Origin of the sequence: Aneurinibacillus sp. XH2, from assembly GCF_001439585.2 — a bacterium.
Lineage (GTDB): Bacteria > Bacillota > Bacilli > Aneurinibacillales > Aneurinibacillaceae > Aneurinibacillus > Aneurinibacillus thermoaerophilus.
The window spans coordinates 197,347-212,034 of the sequence record NZ_CP014140.1; the positions used below are offsets into that span (position 1 = coordinate 197,347).

General features: G+C 47.4%; 13 protein-coding genes and 1 pseudogene. 11 read left to right on the plus strand and 3 right to left on the minus strand.

Annotated features, from left to right (window positions below; translation table 11 throughout):
- The first annotated feature begins 29 nt into the window (after positions 1–29).
- Both ACH33_RS01015 and ACH33_RS01020 read left to right on the plus strand, forming a co-directional pair.
- Complete coding sequence (locus ACH33_RS01015; RefSeq protein ID WP_057897323.1) at positions 30–1,244, plus strand: ABC transporter permease; 1,215 nt, start codon at positions 30–32, stop codon at positions 1,242–1,244.
- The gene (locus tag ACH33_RS01020; RefSeq protein ID WP_057897324.1) at positions 1,245–2,465 is read left to right on the plus strand and encodes an ABC transporter permease; all 1,221 of its coding nucleotides are present in this window, start codon (positions 1,245–1,247) and stop codon (positions 2,463–2,465) included.
- On the opposite strand, the gene ACH33_RS18975 is transcribed toward ACH33_RS01020, so the two are convergent.
- Positions 2,444–2,596: a hypothetical protein gene (locus tag ACH33_RS18975; protein WP_156423979.1), complete on the minus strand. Its 153-nt coding sequence runs from the start codon at positions 2,594–2,596 to the stop codon at positions 2,444–2,446. The two genes, ACH33_RS01020 and ACH33_RS18975, sit on opposite strands and share 22 nt — an antisense overlap.
- Positions 2,597–3,104: 508 nt before the next feature.
- On the opposite strand from ACH33_RS18975, the gene ACH33_RS01025 reads away from it, so the two are divergent.
- From ACH33_RS01025 to ACH33_RS01065, 9 genes and pseudogenes are all read left to right on the plus strand, one after another.
- Positions 3,105–3,863, plus strand: a complete 759-nt coding sequence (locus ACH33_RS01025; protein WP_091260781.1) for an IclR family transcriptional regulator — start codon at positions 3,105–3,107, stop codon at positions 3,861–3,863.
- A 17-nt stretch (positions 3,864–3,880) separates the two neighbouring features.
- The gene (gene pxpB, locus ACH33_RS01030) at positions 3,881–4,606 is read left to right on the plus strand and encodes a 5-oxoprolinase subunit PxpB (RefSeq protein WP_057897326.1); all 726 of its coding nucleotides are present in this window, start codon (positions 3,881–3,883) and stop codon (positions 4,604–4,606) included.
- The gene (locus ACH33_RS01035) at positions 4,597–5,589 is read left to right on the plus strand and encodes a 5-oxoprolinase subunit C family protein (RefSeq protein ID WP_057897327.1); all 993 of its coding nucleotides are present in this window, start codon (positions 4,597–4,599) and stop codon (positions 5,587–5,589) included. The genes pxpB and ACH33_RS01035 overlap by 10 nt, the downstream gene beginning before the upstream one ends.
- 28 nt (positions 5,590–5,617) lie before the next feature.
- Positions 5,618–6,382 (plus strand): LamB/YcsF family protein, encoded by a 765-nt coding sequence (locus tag ACH33_RS01040; RefSeq protein ID WP_057897328.1) that lies wholly within the window; start codon positions 5,618–5,620, stop codon positions 6,380–6,382.
- Positions 6,383–6,424: 42 nt separating this feature from the next.
- Complete coding sequence (locus ACH33_RS01045) at positions 6,425–7,132, plus strand: DUF969 domain-containing protein (RefSeq protein ID WP_057897329.1); 708 nt, start codon at positions 6,425–6,427, stop codon at positions 7,130–7,132.
- Between the two features lie 2 nt (positions 7,133–7,134).
- Positions 7,135–8,097, plus strand: a complete 963-nt coding sequence (locus ACH33_RS01050; RefSeq protein WP_057897330.1) for a DUF979 domain-containing protein — start codon at positions 7,135–7,137, stop codon at positions 8,095–8,097.
- 34 nt (positions 8,098–8,131) lie between these two features.
- Positions 8,132–8,777, plus strand: a pseudogene (gene pcp, locus ACH33_RS01055) (pyroglutamyl-peptidase I).
- 217 nt (positions 8,778–8,994) lie between these two features.
- A complete protein-coding gene (locus tag ACH33_RS01060; RefSeq protein WP_057897331.1) occupies positions 8,995–10,224 on the plus strand; it encodes an MFS transporter in 1,230 nt (409 codons plus the stop codon).
- A gap of 50 nt (positions 10,225–10,274) precedes the next feature.
- On the plus strand, positions 10,275–10,649 hold the full coding sequence (locus ACH33_RS01065; protein ID WP_057897332.1) for a DUF423 domain-containing protein: 375 nt from the start codon (positions 10,275–10,277) through the stop codon (positions 10,647–10,649).
- Between the two features lies 1 nt (position 10,650).
- On the opposite strand, the gene ACH33_RS01070 is transcribed toward ACH33_RS01065, so the two are convergent.
- Both ACH33_RS01070 and ACH33_RS01075 read right to left on the minus strand, forming a co-directional pair.
- Complete coding sequence (locus tag ACH33_RS01070) at positions 10,651–13,650, minus strand: heparinase II/III domain-containing protein (protein WP_057897333.1); 3,000 nt, start codon at positions 13,648–13,650, stop codon at positions 10,651–10,653.
- Positions 13,651–13,777: 127 nt separating this feature from the next.
- Complete coding sequence (locus tag ACH33_RS01075; RefSeq protein ID WP_057897334.1) at positions 13,778–14,623, minus strand: YihY/virulence factor BrkB family protein; 846 nt, start codon at positions 14,621–14,623, stop codon at positions 13,778–13,780.
- Positions 14,624–14,688 lie beyond the last annotated feature (65 nt).

Here is a 14,688-nt window from a genome sequence, read left to right on the forward strand (position 1 = left end):
CCGAATTTGTATACAGGTAGGTTTTCATCTTGCGACTTATCACCATTATTTTGAAAGAATGGATGTTGTACTGGAGAGATAAAAAGGCGGCCCTGCTGCTTTTCCTGATGCCGCTTTTTTTTATCTGGCTTTTTGCGCAGGCGTTGTCTCCATACTTGTTTTCCAGCCGTTACAGTCAGACGTTTGCGATCGCGTTTGTCGACGAAGACCAAACGTTAAACACGCAGATGATTAGCCAGCAGCTAGAAGAATTGGACTACATGAAAGGATTTATTACTGTGCACCGTGTGGACAGGAAGCGCGCAATGGATATGCTGGCGCAGAACCAAATCGCTGGCTGCATTATTATTCCTAAAGGGTTTACAGCAAGCCTATACAGCGGGGATAATTTCCCGGTGACCTTTATTGGAAATAGAAGCCAAAAGGTACAAGCCGATCAGGCAAAGAATCAGCTAATCAGTGCGACGAATGATTTGTCGGCCGGACAGAGCGGCGTGAAGGCGGTCTGGTATGCGGCGCGTGACGGAGGTGCTACCCCCCAGCAACTTGACCGCATTTTAAAAGAGAGTGTGTTTGATTTTATGACGAGGGCGCTAGGTCGCAATGAAATTTATGATGAGGTGACGCTCGCCACGATCCCCGATGTGAGTTTTCCCGAGTATTTTACGGCGGCGCTGACCATAGTATTTGTCAGTTTTCTTGGCGTTCGCGGCAGTCGTTTGCTTGCGGAAGAAAAGGAACTGGGTGTGCTGGATCGCTTCCGGACGCTTCCGGGCGGGGTTTTATCTTTGTATGTCGGAAAATTTATCGCCATGTTTCTTTTGCTTTTGTTGCAAACGGCGCTCATTGTAGGGATGGCCAGCCTCATGTTTAAAAATTATCTTGGCGCGGCGCCGTTGTCTTTTATTCTTGTGTTTTTCGGTACGGCATTTTCGGTTGCGGCATGGTCGTTCTTGCTTGCGGTGATCGGCCTTTTTTCCAGAGGAGCGGAATTGCTCGGTTATGTGGGAACGTTTTTTCTGGCGCTGATCGGCGGTAATATTTATCCGCTTTTTTCCCTGTCGGAAAGCCTGCAGACAGCGAGTGACTTTACATTTAACAAGTGGGCGATGCACGGGATGTTAAAAGTTTTTTCGGGGAATCATTCTTTATCGGTATGGCCCGAAACAATGATGCTGTTAGCCATAGGCGGAGCATTGCTTGTGGCGGCGGTCGTGCTGTTGCCCCTGACCGGGAGGAAATAGATGTACGGGGTACTACAAGTTTTATGGTTGCGTATGCGATTGATTTTACAGGATAAGATGTTTCTTGTGTTATTGCTTTTGTTTCCGGTTCTGTTTGTGTTTATTTTGGGGGCGACCCAGAGCTTTCGGAAAGAGCCGGTGATTCCAGTAGCGGTGGCGGACGAGGACAATAGTGAATATTCCAGGCTGATCGTTGATCGCTTTGCCCGAAAAGAAGGAATTCGAGTACTTCGCGTGACCAGTGACGAGGCCTATCGTCTGGTAGAAAACTACCGGGTAGAAGCGGCGTTCGTCATACAGAAAGGTTTTCAGGATGCGGTATTGGAAGAAGAGACGGATAAGACGATCAAAATGGTAAAAAACCCCGGTTCATTGTCTTATGGGATTCTTGGCGAGATGCTAGGCAGTGAAGTTATGCGTCTGTCTGCCAATACAGGCGCGGCAAATCGCGCAGAGGAATGGTACAGGCTCTACGGGCTGACGAGTAATGAACCGGAGAGGTTATGGGAGCGGGTATGGAAGTATGCTGATTCCCAGTGGACTCCGAAACCGTTGATGACAATTAATTACAAAGAGATGGAGGCCGGGGGTGTGCAGTCTGTTACGCGCCTGACCCGTGTATCCGTAGCGGCATTAACTGGAATTGGCGCACTTTTGGTGTTTATGATGATGTTCGTGGCGCTGCACAGCAGGTGGCTGATCGAAGAACGAGAAAACGGTACGCTGAAACGGATGATGTCCGTTCCGGGCATGTTTCGAACCTTCTATCTGGGCAACATTGCCATGCTGTTCACGTTATCTGTATTTCTAGCGGCGCTGTGCGAAGCTGTGGCGCGTTTTTGGTTTGATGCAAGCCTGCTATACCATCCGCTGCAATCTATTATTCTTGGCGCTTATATTCTTGCTGTTATTGGACTTAGTATGCTTTTTGCAACGTTGCTGCCGACGCCGCAGCAATTGCAGACCACCGCACCGCTTCTGGCTTTGCTGACAGGTTTTGTAGGCGGTTGTTTTTGGCCTTTTCTTCCGTTGAATGGATGGATTAAAACGTTATCACTGTTGACGCCACAGGGATGGGCGTTGGACGGGATGAAGGCGCTGCTCGTTAATGATTATAGTATAGGCCAGGTTACACAAACTGCTGGAACGTTGGCAGGTATCGGAGTGTTTCTGTTGGTGTGGAGCTTCTACGTCATCCGTTACCGGGTTTTTGCTGGGTAAAATATCCCTTTTCCTTCGCGGATTGCTAACAAGTACGTCTCTTCTTTCCGGGCTTTGTTGACTTCCTGCAAAGAAGCGATTTTTATCGGCACCGCTTTGACAAAAGCGGTGTCCGCAAACGTCGATACCATACAAGCTGTCCCCGTCTGGATTATGGCTATTTCTTATATATCCATGATTCGATACTTTCGCCCACGCATGAAGTTCACCGTCATATTGAACGATAAGGGATGTGGCTGATCTGCCAACTTTGCCTTTCCATTCTGCTAGCATAGCCCCTTCGGGGAACATCTCGACATGTGCTTTGATTTGTTCACGGCTCTACTATAATTCTTCCGGGAAAGGCGGAGGAAACGCTTTCCTCTGTACATCCAGCAAGTCCTCAAAATCATCCTCCAGTGCGTAGTAATTGTCACTGTATCTTTCCCTCTCATAAAAAGATAGCATAGAGTCACGTTGACTTTGACATAGCAGCTTTCCCGCTCTGTTTTGTTATTTATTATAGTTTTTTGCTTTATACCAACAACTATGGATTATACAAAGAAAATTTACCTCTTGCGTTTTTATTCAGATAATTTTATGATAACAGATAAATAAACAAATTCGGAATTGTAGTTCCGAAATTCGGAACAGGGGGATTTGATGGGCGGAAACAAAACAGTTGTTAAATCGCTTGAAATTCTAAAGTTATTTTATGAGCATGACCGGCTTACGCTGCAAGAGATGGTAGAAATTTCAAATATCCCAAAAACATCCGTTTATCGTCAGGTGAAATCGTTAGAAGAAATGGGGTTGCTTACGCGCGACATAGACGGTAAGTACAGGCTGGGTCTAATTTTTATAAAACTTGGACAGCTTGTGGCTGATCGGCTTGATATTAGGCAAGTTGCGCTTCCTTTTATGCACAAGTTGCGCGATGAAATGGGAGAGGCGGTCAATTTAATTGTGCGTGAAGGAAATGAAGCGATTTATATCGAGAAAGTGGATACAAAAAAACCGGTTCGTCTCTATACGCGTGTAGGGCGCCGCTCTCCGCTGTACGCCGGGGCATGTTCACGAATCTTGCTGGCGTTTATGCCACCGGAAGAAGCTGAACAATATATTGCACAAACAGAATTGAAAGCGATTGCTTCCGGAACAATTACAGATAAAGAGCGTTTGCGCCAGGTGATTGTCGAGTCGCAGAAAAACGGGTACTCCGTTAGCTATTCGGAATTAGAGGATCATTCAGCGGCTGTGGCGGCCCCGATTTACAATCATAAAGGAGAAGTGGTGGCCGGATTAAGCATGGCTGGGCTTGAGGCCCATTATGCGCCTGATAAACTACCTCCGCTTATTAAAAAGATTAAACAAACCGCCCGGGAGATTTCCCTGCAATTGGGCTGGAGGGATGAATAACGAGCGAGGTGAAACGCATGAAATTATTTCCCCTCGGAGACGCCGCTATTGTCGTTGAATTGGGTAGTGTGATTAATGAAGAAACCCATTGTAAAGTTCGGGCGTTATCCGAATATCTGACGCGGCATCCGCTTCCAGGCATGATAGAATATATACCCGCATTTACGACGGTGACGGTGTTTTATGATCCATGCCGCGTATTGGCTAACAGCGGAGCGGAAACGAAGACATTTGTTTCGCCTTATCAAAAGATGCGCGCCATGCTGGAAAATATTTTATCTGAATTACAGGATAAGACAGTGGAAAAAACGCGCGTTATTGAAATTCCGGTATGCTACGGCGGTGAGTTCGGGCCGGATCTGGGGTTTGTAGCCGAACACAATGGGCTGACTCAGGAGGATGTTATCCGTATTCACAGCAGTGCTGAGTACCTTGTATACATGATTGGTTTTGCGCCAGGATTTCCTTATCTTGGGGGAATGCCGGAACAAATCGCCACACCGCGCCGTTCATCGCCGCGCCTGTCAATTCCGGTCGGTTCTGTTGGCATTGCTGGTAAGCAAACAGGCGTGTATCCGATTGCAACACCTGGCGGTTGGCAGCTTATTGGCCGTACGCCGCTTCCGTTGTTCATGCCGGACAGTGATCCGCCGACACCGCTTAAGGCAGGGGATCGGATTCGTTTCCGGGCTATTTCCCGGCAGGAGTATGATGAATGGAAGGAGAGGGGCGCATGCGGATAAAAGTGCTCAGGCCCGGATTGTTGACTACCATTCAGGACTTAGGTCGTTACGGATTTCAGAAGCAGGGGATTATTGCAAGCGGAGCGATGGATCCGTTTGCGCTTAGAATGGCGAATTTGCTTGTTGGCAATGAGGAAAACGCTGCCGCACTGGAAATTACGCTGATGGGGCCGCGCCTGGAATTTGAATCCGATACACTTATCTCGATCTGCGGCGCTGATTTGTCACCGGAAGTAGATGGCAAGCCGATTTTGTTATGGCGGCCAGTATATGTGAGAGGTGGAAGCGTGCTTGCATTCCGAGGTTGCACGTCCGGGTGCCGAGCGTATCTGGCGGTGGCAGGCGGTTTTAATGTAGAGAAGGTATTAGGAAGCCGCAGTACATATTTACGTGCGCACATTGGAGGATATAAGGGTAGGGCATTGCAGGAAGGAGATAGGTTGGAATTTGGGGAGCCATCCGAATGGGGGGCCTGGCAAATGCGGATGCTGGCCGCGGCAGGAGGAAGATCAGCGGACTGGACGATAAGCTCTGAGGTTTTTCCCGCATACGGAAAAAATCCAGTGGTACGGGTGATCCGCGGCGCGCAGTTTGACTGTTTTACCCCGGAAAGCCGGCAGCAATTTTTTGCTTCCGCGTTTCGGGTGACGCCACAATCGGATCGGATGGGATATCGGTTGCAGGGGCCGCAACTTTCGCTTGCTGATCCCCTTGAAATGATTTCAGAAGCGGTGGCGCCGGGAACGATACAGGTACCGTCTGAAGGCCAACCGATTGCCTTGCTGGCAGACAGACAAACAGTTGGCGGATATCCAAAGATCGCCCAGATTATTTCGGTAGACCTACCCGTTATTGCGCAGGTAAAGCCAGGGGAGAAAATTCGGTTTCAAGAAGTTTCTTTGGAAGAAGCGGAGATGCTGTATCTTACCCGCGAGGAACAGATTCAGCAGGTAAAACAGGGAATTGCCCTGCGCTACCAGTAGCACGATACACGATGTAAGGAGGAATACCATGTATAGAGTAGATATCAATTGTGATATGGGCGAAAGTTTTGGCGTTTATGAGATGGGAGCGGATGAGACAATCCTGTCGTTTGTGACCTCCGCAAACATCGCCTGCGGATTTCATGCCGGCGGCCCTGCTGTTATGCGCCGGACGGTAGAAATGGCTCTTGAGAAAGGTGTAGCGATCGGCGCGCATCCGGGTTTGCCGGATTTGGAAGGGTTTGGCCGCCGCAATATGGATATTACGCCGCAGGAAGCGTATGACATGGTGGTATACCAAGTGGGTGCGCTGTATGGCTTTGTGAAAGCGGCAGGAGGTAAGATGCAGCATGTGAAACCGCATGGAGCATTGTACAATATGGCCGCGAAAAGCCCGACACTTTCGGAAGCGATTGCTGAAGCGGTATACAAAGTAGATCCTGACTTGATTCTGTTCGGGCTTTCTGGAAGCGAACTGGTGAAAGCGGGGGAAAGAATCGGGCTTCGTACAGCCAATGAAGTATTTGCCGATCGTACCTATCAACTTGATGGCTCCTTGACTTCACGACGCGAACCGAATGCACTGATTACAGATACAGAAAAAGCTGTATATCAGGTTATCCGTATGGTTAAAGAAGGGAAAGTGCATACTGTTCAGCAGCAGGATATTGATATTCAGGCGGATACGGTTTGCATTCATGGGGATGGTGCACATGCGTATGAATTTGCGAAACAGCTCCACACTCTTCTTGGGGATGCGGGTGTCATTGCGAAGGCTATTGGAGAGGTGTAGATACATTTATTTTTTAATAACAACATAGAAGGGAGTAACCGTATGATCAAGTTAATAGGGATATTGGTTGTTGCACTTGGGTTTGCCTTTCGTTTTAATACCTTGCTAGTTGTTATGGTGGCCGGCATTGTAACCGGTTTAGTATCAGGGATGTCTTTGAATGAAGTTATGGCCTTATTCGGTAAGTTTTTCGTTGAAAACCGGTACATGTCCCTAGCCATTGTGTTATCACTCCCTGTAATTGGAGTACTTGAGCGGTACGGGTTAAAAGAGAGGGCTGAAGCATTAATTAGAAAAGCAAAAAATGCGACAACAGGTCGTGTACTCCTAACATACTTGCTTATTCGTGAAGCATCAGCGGCTATTGGATTGAATATCGGTGGACATGCACAAGCGGTACGACCGCTGATTGTACCAATGGCGGAAGGAGCCGCTGTTGCGCGGTATGGTAACATCTCAGAGAAGACGAGAAGTGAAATCAGAGCTTATGCAGCTACAGCTGAAAACACAGGGTGGTTCTTTGGTGAAGATATTTTTATTGCAACAGGGGCCATTTTACTCATGAAGGGATTTTTCGATTCTCTGGGTATGGATGTAGACATATGGGACATGGCGTTATGGGGAATCCCTACCGCATTGGCCGCTTTCTTTGTAAGTTGGATTCGTTTTCATCGTTTGGATAAACGAATTGCAAACGATGCACAAAACAGTCATGCTGAGTCTGTTCAGCAGGATGAGAAAGGGGCGTAAATATGAAATTGCTCACATTAGATACGCTTTACTATTTGACAGGTCTTATTATTGCGTTTATTGCGATTCGTGTAGCATTAGATAGAAATCATCCGAATCGTATAGGTTCGGGTATGTTCTGGGGAATTTTTGCTGTAACCTTTTTATTCGGCAATCAGATTCCGCCGCTTTATGTTGGGTATCTTGTTTTAGTCATGGTTGTACTTGCCTCTATTGGCAAAGTAACAAAATCTAATGAAAAAGAAGCGGATGTAGAAGAGCGTGCAGGGCATGCTGAGCGTTTGAAGAATAAGGTCTTTATTCCTGCTATTTTAATTCCTCTTCTTACAGTTGTCGGAACATTTACACTTGATAAAATTAATTTTGGTTCTGTTTTGTTAGTTGATCCGAAAAAAGTGACGTTGATTGCGCTGGGATTGGCTATGATTATTGCGACGATAACTGCGTTGCGCATTACGGGCGCAAAAGCGACTGTTCCAGTGACAGAAGGAAGCCGTTTGATGCAGGCAGTAGGTTGGGCAGTTATTTTGCCGCAAATGCTGGCTGCGCTTGGTGGTATTTTTGCGAAGGCGGGCATCGGTGAAGTAGTATCCGGTATTGTGGGCGATATTCTGCCTACTCAATATGCGTTTGTTGCTGTAGCTGCTTATTGTTTAGGCATGATGCTGTTTACAATAGTAATGGGAAATGCGTTTGCGGCTTTTGCCGTAATCACCGGGGGAATCGGAGTTCCGCTTATTGTGAATATGCATGGTGGAAATCCGGCGATTATGGCTGCACTTGGTATGTTTGCCGGTTATTGTGGTACGCTGATGACACCGATGGCTGCTAACTTTAATATTGTTCCAGCGATGTTGCTTGAACTGAAAGATAAGAATGCGGTTGTAAAAACGCAATTGATGACGGCAATTCCTGTTTTTATTATTAACATGCTGTTAATGTATTATCTTGTTTATCATTTCTAGTCATTTAAATAAAAGGCGATAAGGGGATGCAGCAATGAAACACGTGTTGATTACAGGTTTTGAGCCTTTTGGTGGGGAAACGGTAAACCCGTCGCTTGAAGCCGTGAAACAGTTAGACGGTAAGAAGATTGATGATTATGTAGTGGTGGCCCGTCAGCTTCCTACTGTATTTCATGAATCAATAGCCGAATTAGAAAAATATATAGAAGAGTTAAAGCCGGAAGTTATTATTTGTGTGGGACAGGCAGGTGGTCGTCCGGATATTACGGTCGAACGTGTAGCAATTAACGTGGATGATGCGAGAATAGCAGATAATAGAGGCAAACAGCCTGTGGATGTGCCGGTTGTGATGGGAGGCCCGGTTGGATATTGGGCGACGCTTCCAATTAAGGCTATTGTTAAAAGGCTACGTGAGCAGGGGATTCCGGCTTCGATTTCACAAACGGCAGGTACATTCGTGTAATCATGTATTTTATGGATTAATGCATATTCTGAATACATCGGAAAAAAAAGCGCGCGGAGGATTTATTCATATTCCATATCTTCCACAACAGGCTGTCGCCCATCCAGGACAGCCAAGTATGCCGCTTAATATGATTGTAAAAGGACTGGAACTTGCTGTCGAAACGACTCTTACTCATGAGCAAGATATAGTAGAGGTGGGCGGACAGACGCACTGATTTTCATTATAGATTAAGATACGAAAGGTCATGACAAATTGTGTCATGGCCTTTTTTCATGTGGAGCGTGTAGCACGTCGGTCGAACCGGCAATTCCTGCAAACTTTTCTTTTTATTTAAAATTATTATAAATTTGTTGACATTGTAAAGACGATAAATTAAAATGATTACAAATAATATTTATAAAAATATCCTGTGGAATCATGGGGTGACATGAATGAAGGGTGTGTTGCGGGATTCACGTTTTCAAAAATTAATATTCGCTAATATTCTTTCCTCTATCGGCTCAGGTGTGACTATGATCGGAGTTCCCTGGCTTCTGGTAAATCGGGAGGACGGTGCTCAGATTTACGGATATGCGGCATTCTGCATGACGGCTTTTCTTTTTTTTGCGTCACCGTATATCGGTGTATTTATTGATAGAATGTCGCGGAAGAAGGTGTTGCTGTTTAGCGAGGGATTTGGCTTCATAGCCGCCGCTTTTTTTGCAGCATGGGGTTTTGGAGCTGGAGCCTATGAAACATGGCACCTTCTCGGCATATACGCCGTCAGTTCTTTTTACTATGCGTTGCATTATCCGGCCCAGTTCGCGTTTAACCAAGAGATTTTCACGAAAGAGCAGTACCAAGAATTGAACAGCGTGATGGAAATTCAGAATCAGGTCGCTTCCATGCTGGCGGGCGGCCTGACGAGCGTATTCATTGAAAGGATTGATTTTTTCTGGATTTTATTCGCGAATGCGTTGACCTATGCCGGAGGATTTGCACTGCTTTCCCTTGTTCCCTACAGGCTTTCCGGACAGCAAATGAATGTATCGAAGGCTTCTGTTTGGTTAACGATGAAAGAAGGATTCTTTTATCTTAAAGATAAGCCGCTGTTCATTGTTTTTTACGTAAGCTCGCTTATGCCCTTTGTCGGTGTTATGGTCGGCAATTATCTGTACCCGGTGTATATTGCGAAGACGCTCGGAGCGGACGGTACGGTAATGGGATTGGCGGATGCGATATATGCGGTTGGTGCGGTTTTGGGCGGATGTATCATTCCACTGATGCTAGGTAGAATAGGGCCTTTTCGCACGGTTTTGTTTACGGTTTGCGCTTATACGGCTGGTACGATTCTTATCGCTATTTTTCCCGCGGTTCTTCTTTTTCTTGCGCTGGATGTCATTCTAGGTTGGGGAAATGCCGGTTCTCGTGTCGCGCGGAACACGATTATGATGAATGAAGTACCTAATGAATTTATGGGACGGGTGAATAGCTTTTTCTCGGCGATAGGAATGTTACTTAGAATTAGTTTAATCGGGTTGTTTGCGCGGACGGTTTCCTATACAGGCGCTTCCTTTTCGCTTTTGGTAATGGGAGGGCTGCTTCTTATAGCTTGCATCGGTGTTTTGATAAGCCGGAGTTTATTTGCGCGAAATGTACCGGCTCTGTCAAAAACTTCGTAATAACGTTTGCTATAATGAGAATAAGATTTTCTAAAGCAAAGGAGAGAGCCATGGCACGTATTTTTATTATTCTTGGCAGTATAAACCTATTTTTATCGGTAGCGCTCGGCGCGTTTGGCGCCCATGGATTGGAAGGAAGAATCGCAGAACGACTGTTTGAAGTTTACAAAACAGGTGTCCATTATCATATGGTACATGGTCTTGGCCTGTTGGCGGTCGGTGTGTTCGGAGAACGCCTGACCGCCGGGATGAAGCAGTTGAGGCTTGCCGGCTGGTTTTTGCAAGCCGGGATTTTATTCTTCTCATTTAGCTTGTATGCTTTAGCCTTGACTAATATTGGCTGGCTCGGAGCGATTACGCCTATCGGCGGCGTTTGCTTCCTGATCGGCTGGATTTTTCTGGCGGTTGCCGCAGCAAAAAAATAGCCTATAGCCATTGTGCCCAGTAATGTTCTGCCACATCCACAATATCGAATGCTTCTCCGACCATGAATGGGGCAAGAATATGGGCCCGTATCGTTTTTACATCGGGTATGTCTTCGATAACGGCGCGTCCACCGTTTTTCCCGAGCAGGAGTTTGCCGCGGAAAGAGGCAGCGAGCGGCAACGGGTACAAAGAACGGATGACATCTTTTTGACAGGTGGCGACCGCGCCTTGCGAAAGGCTGAAAGAATCCCTTGTGATGACGAGTATGCCGTCTTCGCGTTGCAAAATTTCTTTTACCGAATAGAGAGCAGCAGGAGCTTCAGGCGATGGAGCGATTCGGATATATTTCGCATTCTTCGGCGGAGAATGCGGATGGAGCCGGATCGTTCTTTTTTTGTAGTTTAGCTCTTGAACTTGTACCCATGGTCGGGCGTTTCCTTCGATTTTCAGACCCTGGAATGTCATGACGTCGGCTTCGATGCAGGCGCTGGCGAGAATTTTGCCGGTGCGGTCGGTTCGGATAAAGCCGCAACGTCCGCGAATCCGCCATTCTCCGAATCTCGTGTGGATGCACATCGTCTGCGTCAGCGGGCTATAGGCCCAGAAGTCAAGCCAGCCATTTGTAAGTTCAGTGGCAAACGCCATAACTGCACTTCCGCGCGTGGCTAATCTGTGTATAGTTTGAATACGTAAAGCACTCTTTGTTTTTCTGGTATGGATAAGGGCGACGTATTGCTTGGCAGGGCGGCGACTGCGCACGATAAGAACAGGATGGTGTTCTTTTCCTGACAGCGTCGGATACGTTCCGATAATGATATGATCGTCCGGATCGGTGAGGCCGTGCCAAGTCAACGTAAACCCTTCTTCAGATTCCCAGCAGGCCTTTACACAGGGGAGAAGTGGCTCGTATTGCCGGATTCCATAGATAAATCCGTATCCGTTATTCGGCGCTGGTGTCCAGTATTGTGCTTTTTCCTCTTCGAGCAGCGGCGAGAACGTCTCTCCTATTGTAAGTCGTTCTCCGAAGCTGTTTCCGGGTGTGTCGAAGTACGGTTTTTCCCGGGCATTTATCCCGGCAAGCGTCCAAGCGTCATTCGTTTTGCATTCTTTTACGCCGTCGAGCCGCAGTTCCGCCTTTTCATGAAAACTACGCCATGTATAGTCGCATATTTCAGCTCCCTGAATATAAAATAAGTCAACCAGGTAGGAAGAACCGTCAGGCAGCGGCGCAAGCGCTGCCATGCGCTGATAAGCATCCAGTCCATAGAGACCGGGCGCTTTTCCTTCGTATGCCGCTACGTGCGGCGATTCGTAGAGAAGCGAAACCTCTCCGCCGGGAAAAGGTTTGTAAAGTTGCCCTTTTTTCATCTCTTGATCTTCATTAACAACAACGGTATTGTGGGCGATGGATTTGGTTGCCCATCCGTAATGTCCGTTGGAACCGTATGTGCTGTAGCCGATATCGGCAGAGATTTCTTTTCCGTACACATAATAATTATAGGCGAGTATATCGTCATGCGCGTGCGTATGATTGGCGCCCGTTCTCATCAGGATGGTTGTGTCATTGGCGTCCCTGAGAATGCCGACGCCTGCTTGCCCTGCGAGCGTTGTTCCAGCAGGCCAAGTAAAACGTCGAGGTGTTAAGCACGGGTGGAACAAAAATAAATCCATCCCTTTGTCCCCCAGCTCTGGGCGGGCAGATGTACAAGTGCGCTGCAACATGTCAAAAGCTTCTTTTTGGATGGCCGGATCCGGAGAATAATGATAGAAGTGAAGCGCGGCGCGGTATATGTCAGCGGCCGTCTTAGGATCAAGCTTGCGGTTGCGTCTTCGGTCCTGTCCCCAGTCGCCGTAGCAGGGCAGGTGGCCCTGACACAGCATTTCTGCGGGATTTTGTACGGCGAAGCGGAAAAAGCGTTCACTGGCAAAAGGATGAAATGCGCGCAATTGCTCCGGGGAGGCGGCCCGTATCGCAAGAAGCGCCATGTCGAGGAAGACGGTAATCGTAAACATGGAATAGCCATAGGAGCCTTCGAAGTACATACCGTCCCGACCGACCGCGTTGGAAAGGAAGACTTCCGTCGCTTTGATGCCCCACTTTTGATAATCTGGCTGTTCCGTGACAAGTCCTACTGCTAGCATTGCCCGGACACCGTCGGCTTCATGGTTATGCAGTTCAGTTAGATTTCCTCCTTTCAGGTCGTATGCTGGGCCTCCGAGTTCTGTCAACATATAATCATTCAGCATTCGTTCGATGTTTTCCCGGAATGTTCCCGGTCGTCCGAGCAACGCGAGTGCCGGAGAGGGGGTATCCATTTCTTCCAGGTGATAGAGCCAGTCATAATTATGGGCGAGAAAAACTTTAACCCGATGCACCACGCTAGTCAAAAGGTGCAGCCGCCCCATTTCCGCCTTGCTCTGGAACGGAGTAAAATCGCGCGGGCCGATCGTTTCCGGGAAAATGGCCGCAAATGCATCCAGAATGACGAGCGCTTTTTGAGCGTACTTTTTTTCTCCAGTCAGCATGTACGCATATGTCAGCTTGGTGACCATTCCTTCATGATCGCGCACGCCTCCAAGCAACCATCCCGCAGTGTGAAAATTCCACACCCCGATAGGATAGTAAGCCTTACCTTCCCGCAGGAATCCTGCTCCATCATCCGGAGAATCTTGATTCGGCAGAATGGAAGCACAGGACGGGCAGGTCAGATTTTTTTCTGGAAACCGGGAAAGAAAGCCACCGCCTATTTCCGGAGAGGAAGGAAACGCTCCCTTGCAGTAGGGACAGCCGGATATGCCATAAGCAAATGCCTGTCCCTGCATAGAGAGCACGCACCGGTAAATGTCTTCATCCCTGTATTCGGATAGAAAATGATCGCAATGCTTGTGTAACGTTTCAAGCCGCTGCTTTACCCAGGGATGATTCTGGCTATTTTTTTGCGCCATCGTAATGTTTTCGGGCGTGAAATAGAAGCCTAGCTTTGGGATTGGCTTTTGCATGTGTGTTCCCTCCTTTTGGATATAGAAAAAAACGCGACACGTGTGGAACAGAGAAAAGGTAGATAGGCAGCATACGCGAGTTTTTCTTAATAGATTAGGAACATGGCTGTTGAAACGGCACAGTTAGCTAGCATCGGTCTTCGTCCATATATTTTTGGAGCATCGCATTAATCTGTCCGCCTAAAATCAGGATCATTGCCGAAAGGTAAAACCAGATCATTAAGATAATCACGCCCCCGAGACTGCCGTATGTTAGCGAATAGTTGCTGAAGTTATTTACGTAGTAAGAGAAACCGTACGATACGGCAAGCCAGCCAAAACCGGCGAACAGCGCACCGACAATGGCTACTTTCCCATTCACGTTGCATTTTGGTGCAAAATAGTATAGGAAGGCGAATAGGCTGAACAGGAATAGAAGACTGACGACCCAGCGCAACAAACGCCAGGTAAACAAAATGTAGTAAGGTATATGCATTCGCGAAGTAAAAAACGTCTCAATCATTTTTCCGAATACGGGTAAAATCAGCGTCATAAAGATAGCCAACACCATGCCGATGGTAAATAGAATTGCCAGCAGGCGCGACGTAAAATAAGAGCGCTCGTCGGCTACTCCGTATGCCCGATTCAGCGCCACAATAATCGCATGTATGGCGCTCGACGATGTCCATAGTGTGCCTGCCAGGCTGAGAAACAGCAGCCAGCCGCGCCGTGTGTTTAGAAAACTGTGCAGATTGCTTTCCAGCAGTTCGGTCACTTTTTCCGGGGCGATAATCCGAATGATTGTCAGCGCATTTTCCGTTGAAATTGGCATATATCCGATCAGCGTAAAGGCAAAAATAAAAAAAGGAAAAATAGAAAGCAAAAAATAATAGGCCAACTGAGCGGACATACCGGAAACATCGTCCTTTATAAAACGGTCCACCAATTCCTGGCCAAACTGGATAAGCCGGTGTTTTTTTCGTTTTTTATCCATACCCGATCTCCATTGACATGTAGGGTTATTTATAGTTATTTTACCACTATGCTCATTTTATGCCA

What these genes read in the sequence shown, in the direction of transcription:
- ACH33_RS01060 (WP_057897331.1), top strand. Translation starts at nt 8,995, where the DNA reads ATGAAGGGTGTGTTGCGGGATTCACGTTTTCAAAAATTAATATTCGCT.
- ACH33_RS01020 (WP_057897324.1), top strand. Translation starts at nt 1,245, where the DNA reads ATGTACGGGGTACTACAAGTTTTATGGTTGCGTATGCGATTGATTTTA.
- pxpB (WP_057897326.1), top strand. Translation starts at nt 3,881, where the DNA reads ATGAAATTATTTCCCCTCGGAGACGCCGCTATTGTCGTTGAATTGGGT.
- ACH33_RS01040 (WP_057897328.1), top strand. Translation starts at nt 5,618, where the DNA reads ATGTATAGAGTAGATATCAATTGTGATATGGGCGAAAGTTTTGGCGTT.
- ACH33_RS18975 (WP_156423979.1), bottom strand. Translation starts at nt 2,596, where the DNA reads ATGGTATCGACGTTTGCGGACACCGCTTTTGTCAAAGCGGTGCCGATA.
- ACH33_RS01045 (WP_057897329.1), top strand. Translation starts at nt 6,425, where the DNA reads ATGATCAAGTTAATAGGGATATTGGTTGTTGCACTTGGGTTTGCCTTT.
- ACH33_RS01070 (WP_057897333.1), bottom strand. Translation starts at nt 13,650, where the DNA reads ATGCAAAAGCCAATCCCAAAGCTAGGCTTCTATTTCACGCCCGAAAAC.
- ACH33_RS01065 (WP_057897332.1), top strand. Translation starts at nt 10,275, where the DNA reads ATGGCACGTATTTTTATTATTCTTGGCAGTATAAACCTATTTTTATCG.
- ACH33_RS01075 (WP_057897334.1), bottom strand. Translation starts at nt 14,623, where the DNA reads ATGGATAAAAAACGAAAAAAACACCGGCTTATCCAGTTTGGCCAGGAA.
- ACH33_RS01035 (WP_057897327.1), top strand. Translation starts at nt 4,597, where the DNA reads ATGCGGATAAAAGTGCTCAGGCCCGGATTGTTGACTACCATTCAGGAC.
- ACH33_RS01050 (WP_057897330.1), top strand. Translation starts at nt 7,135, where the DNA reads ATGAAATTGCTCACATTAGATACGCTTTACTATTTGACAGGTCTTATT.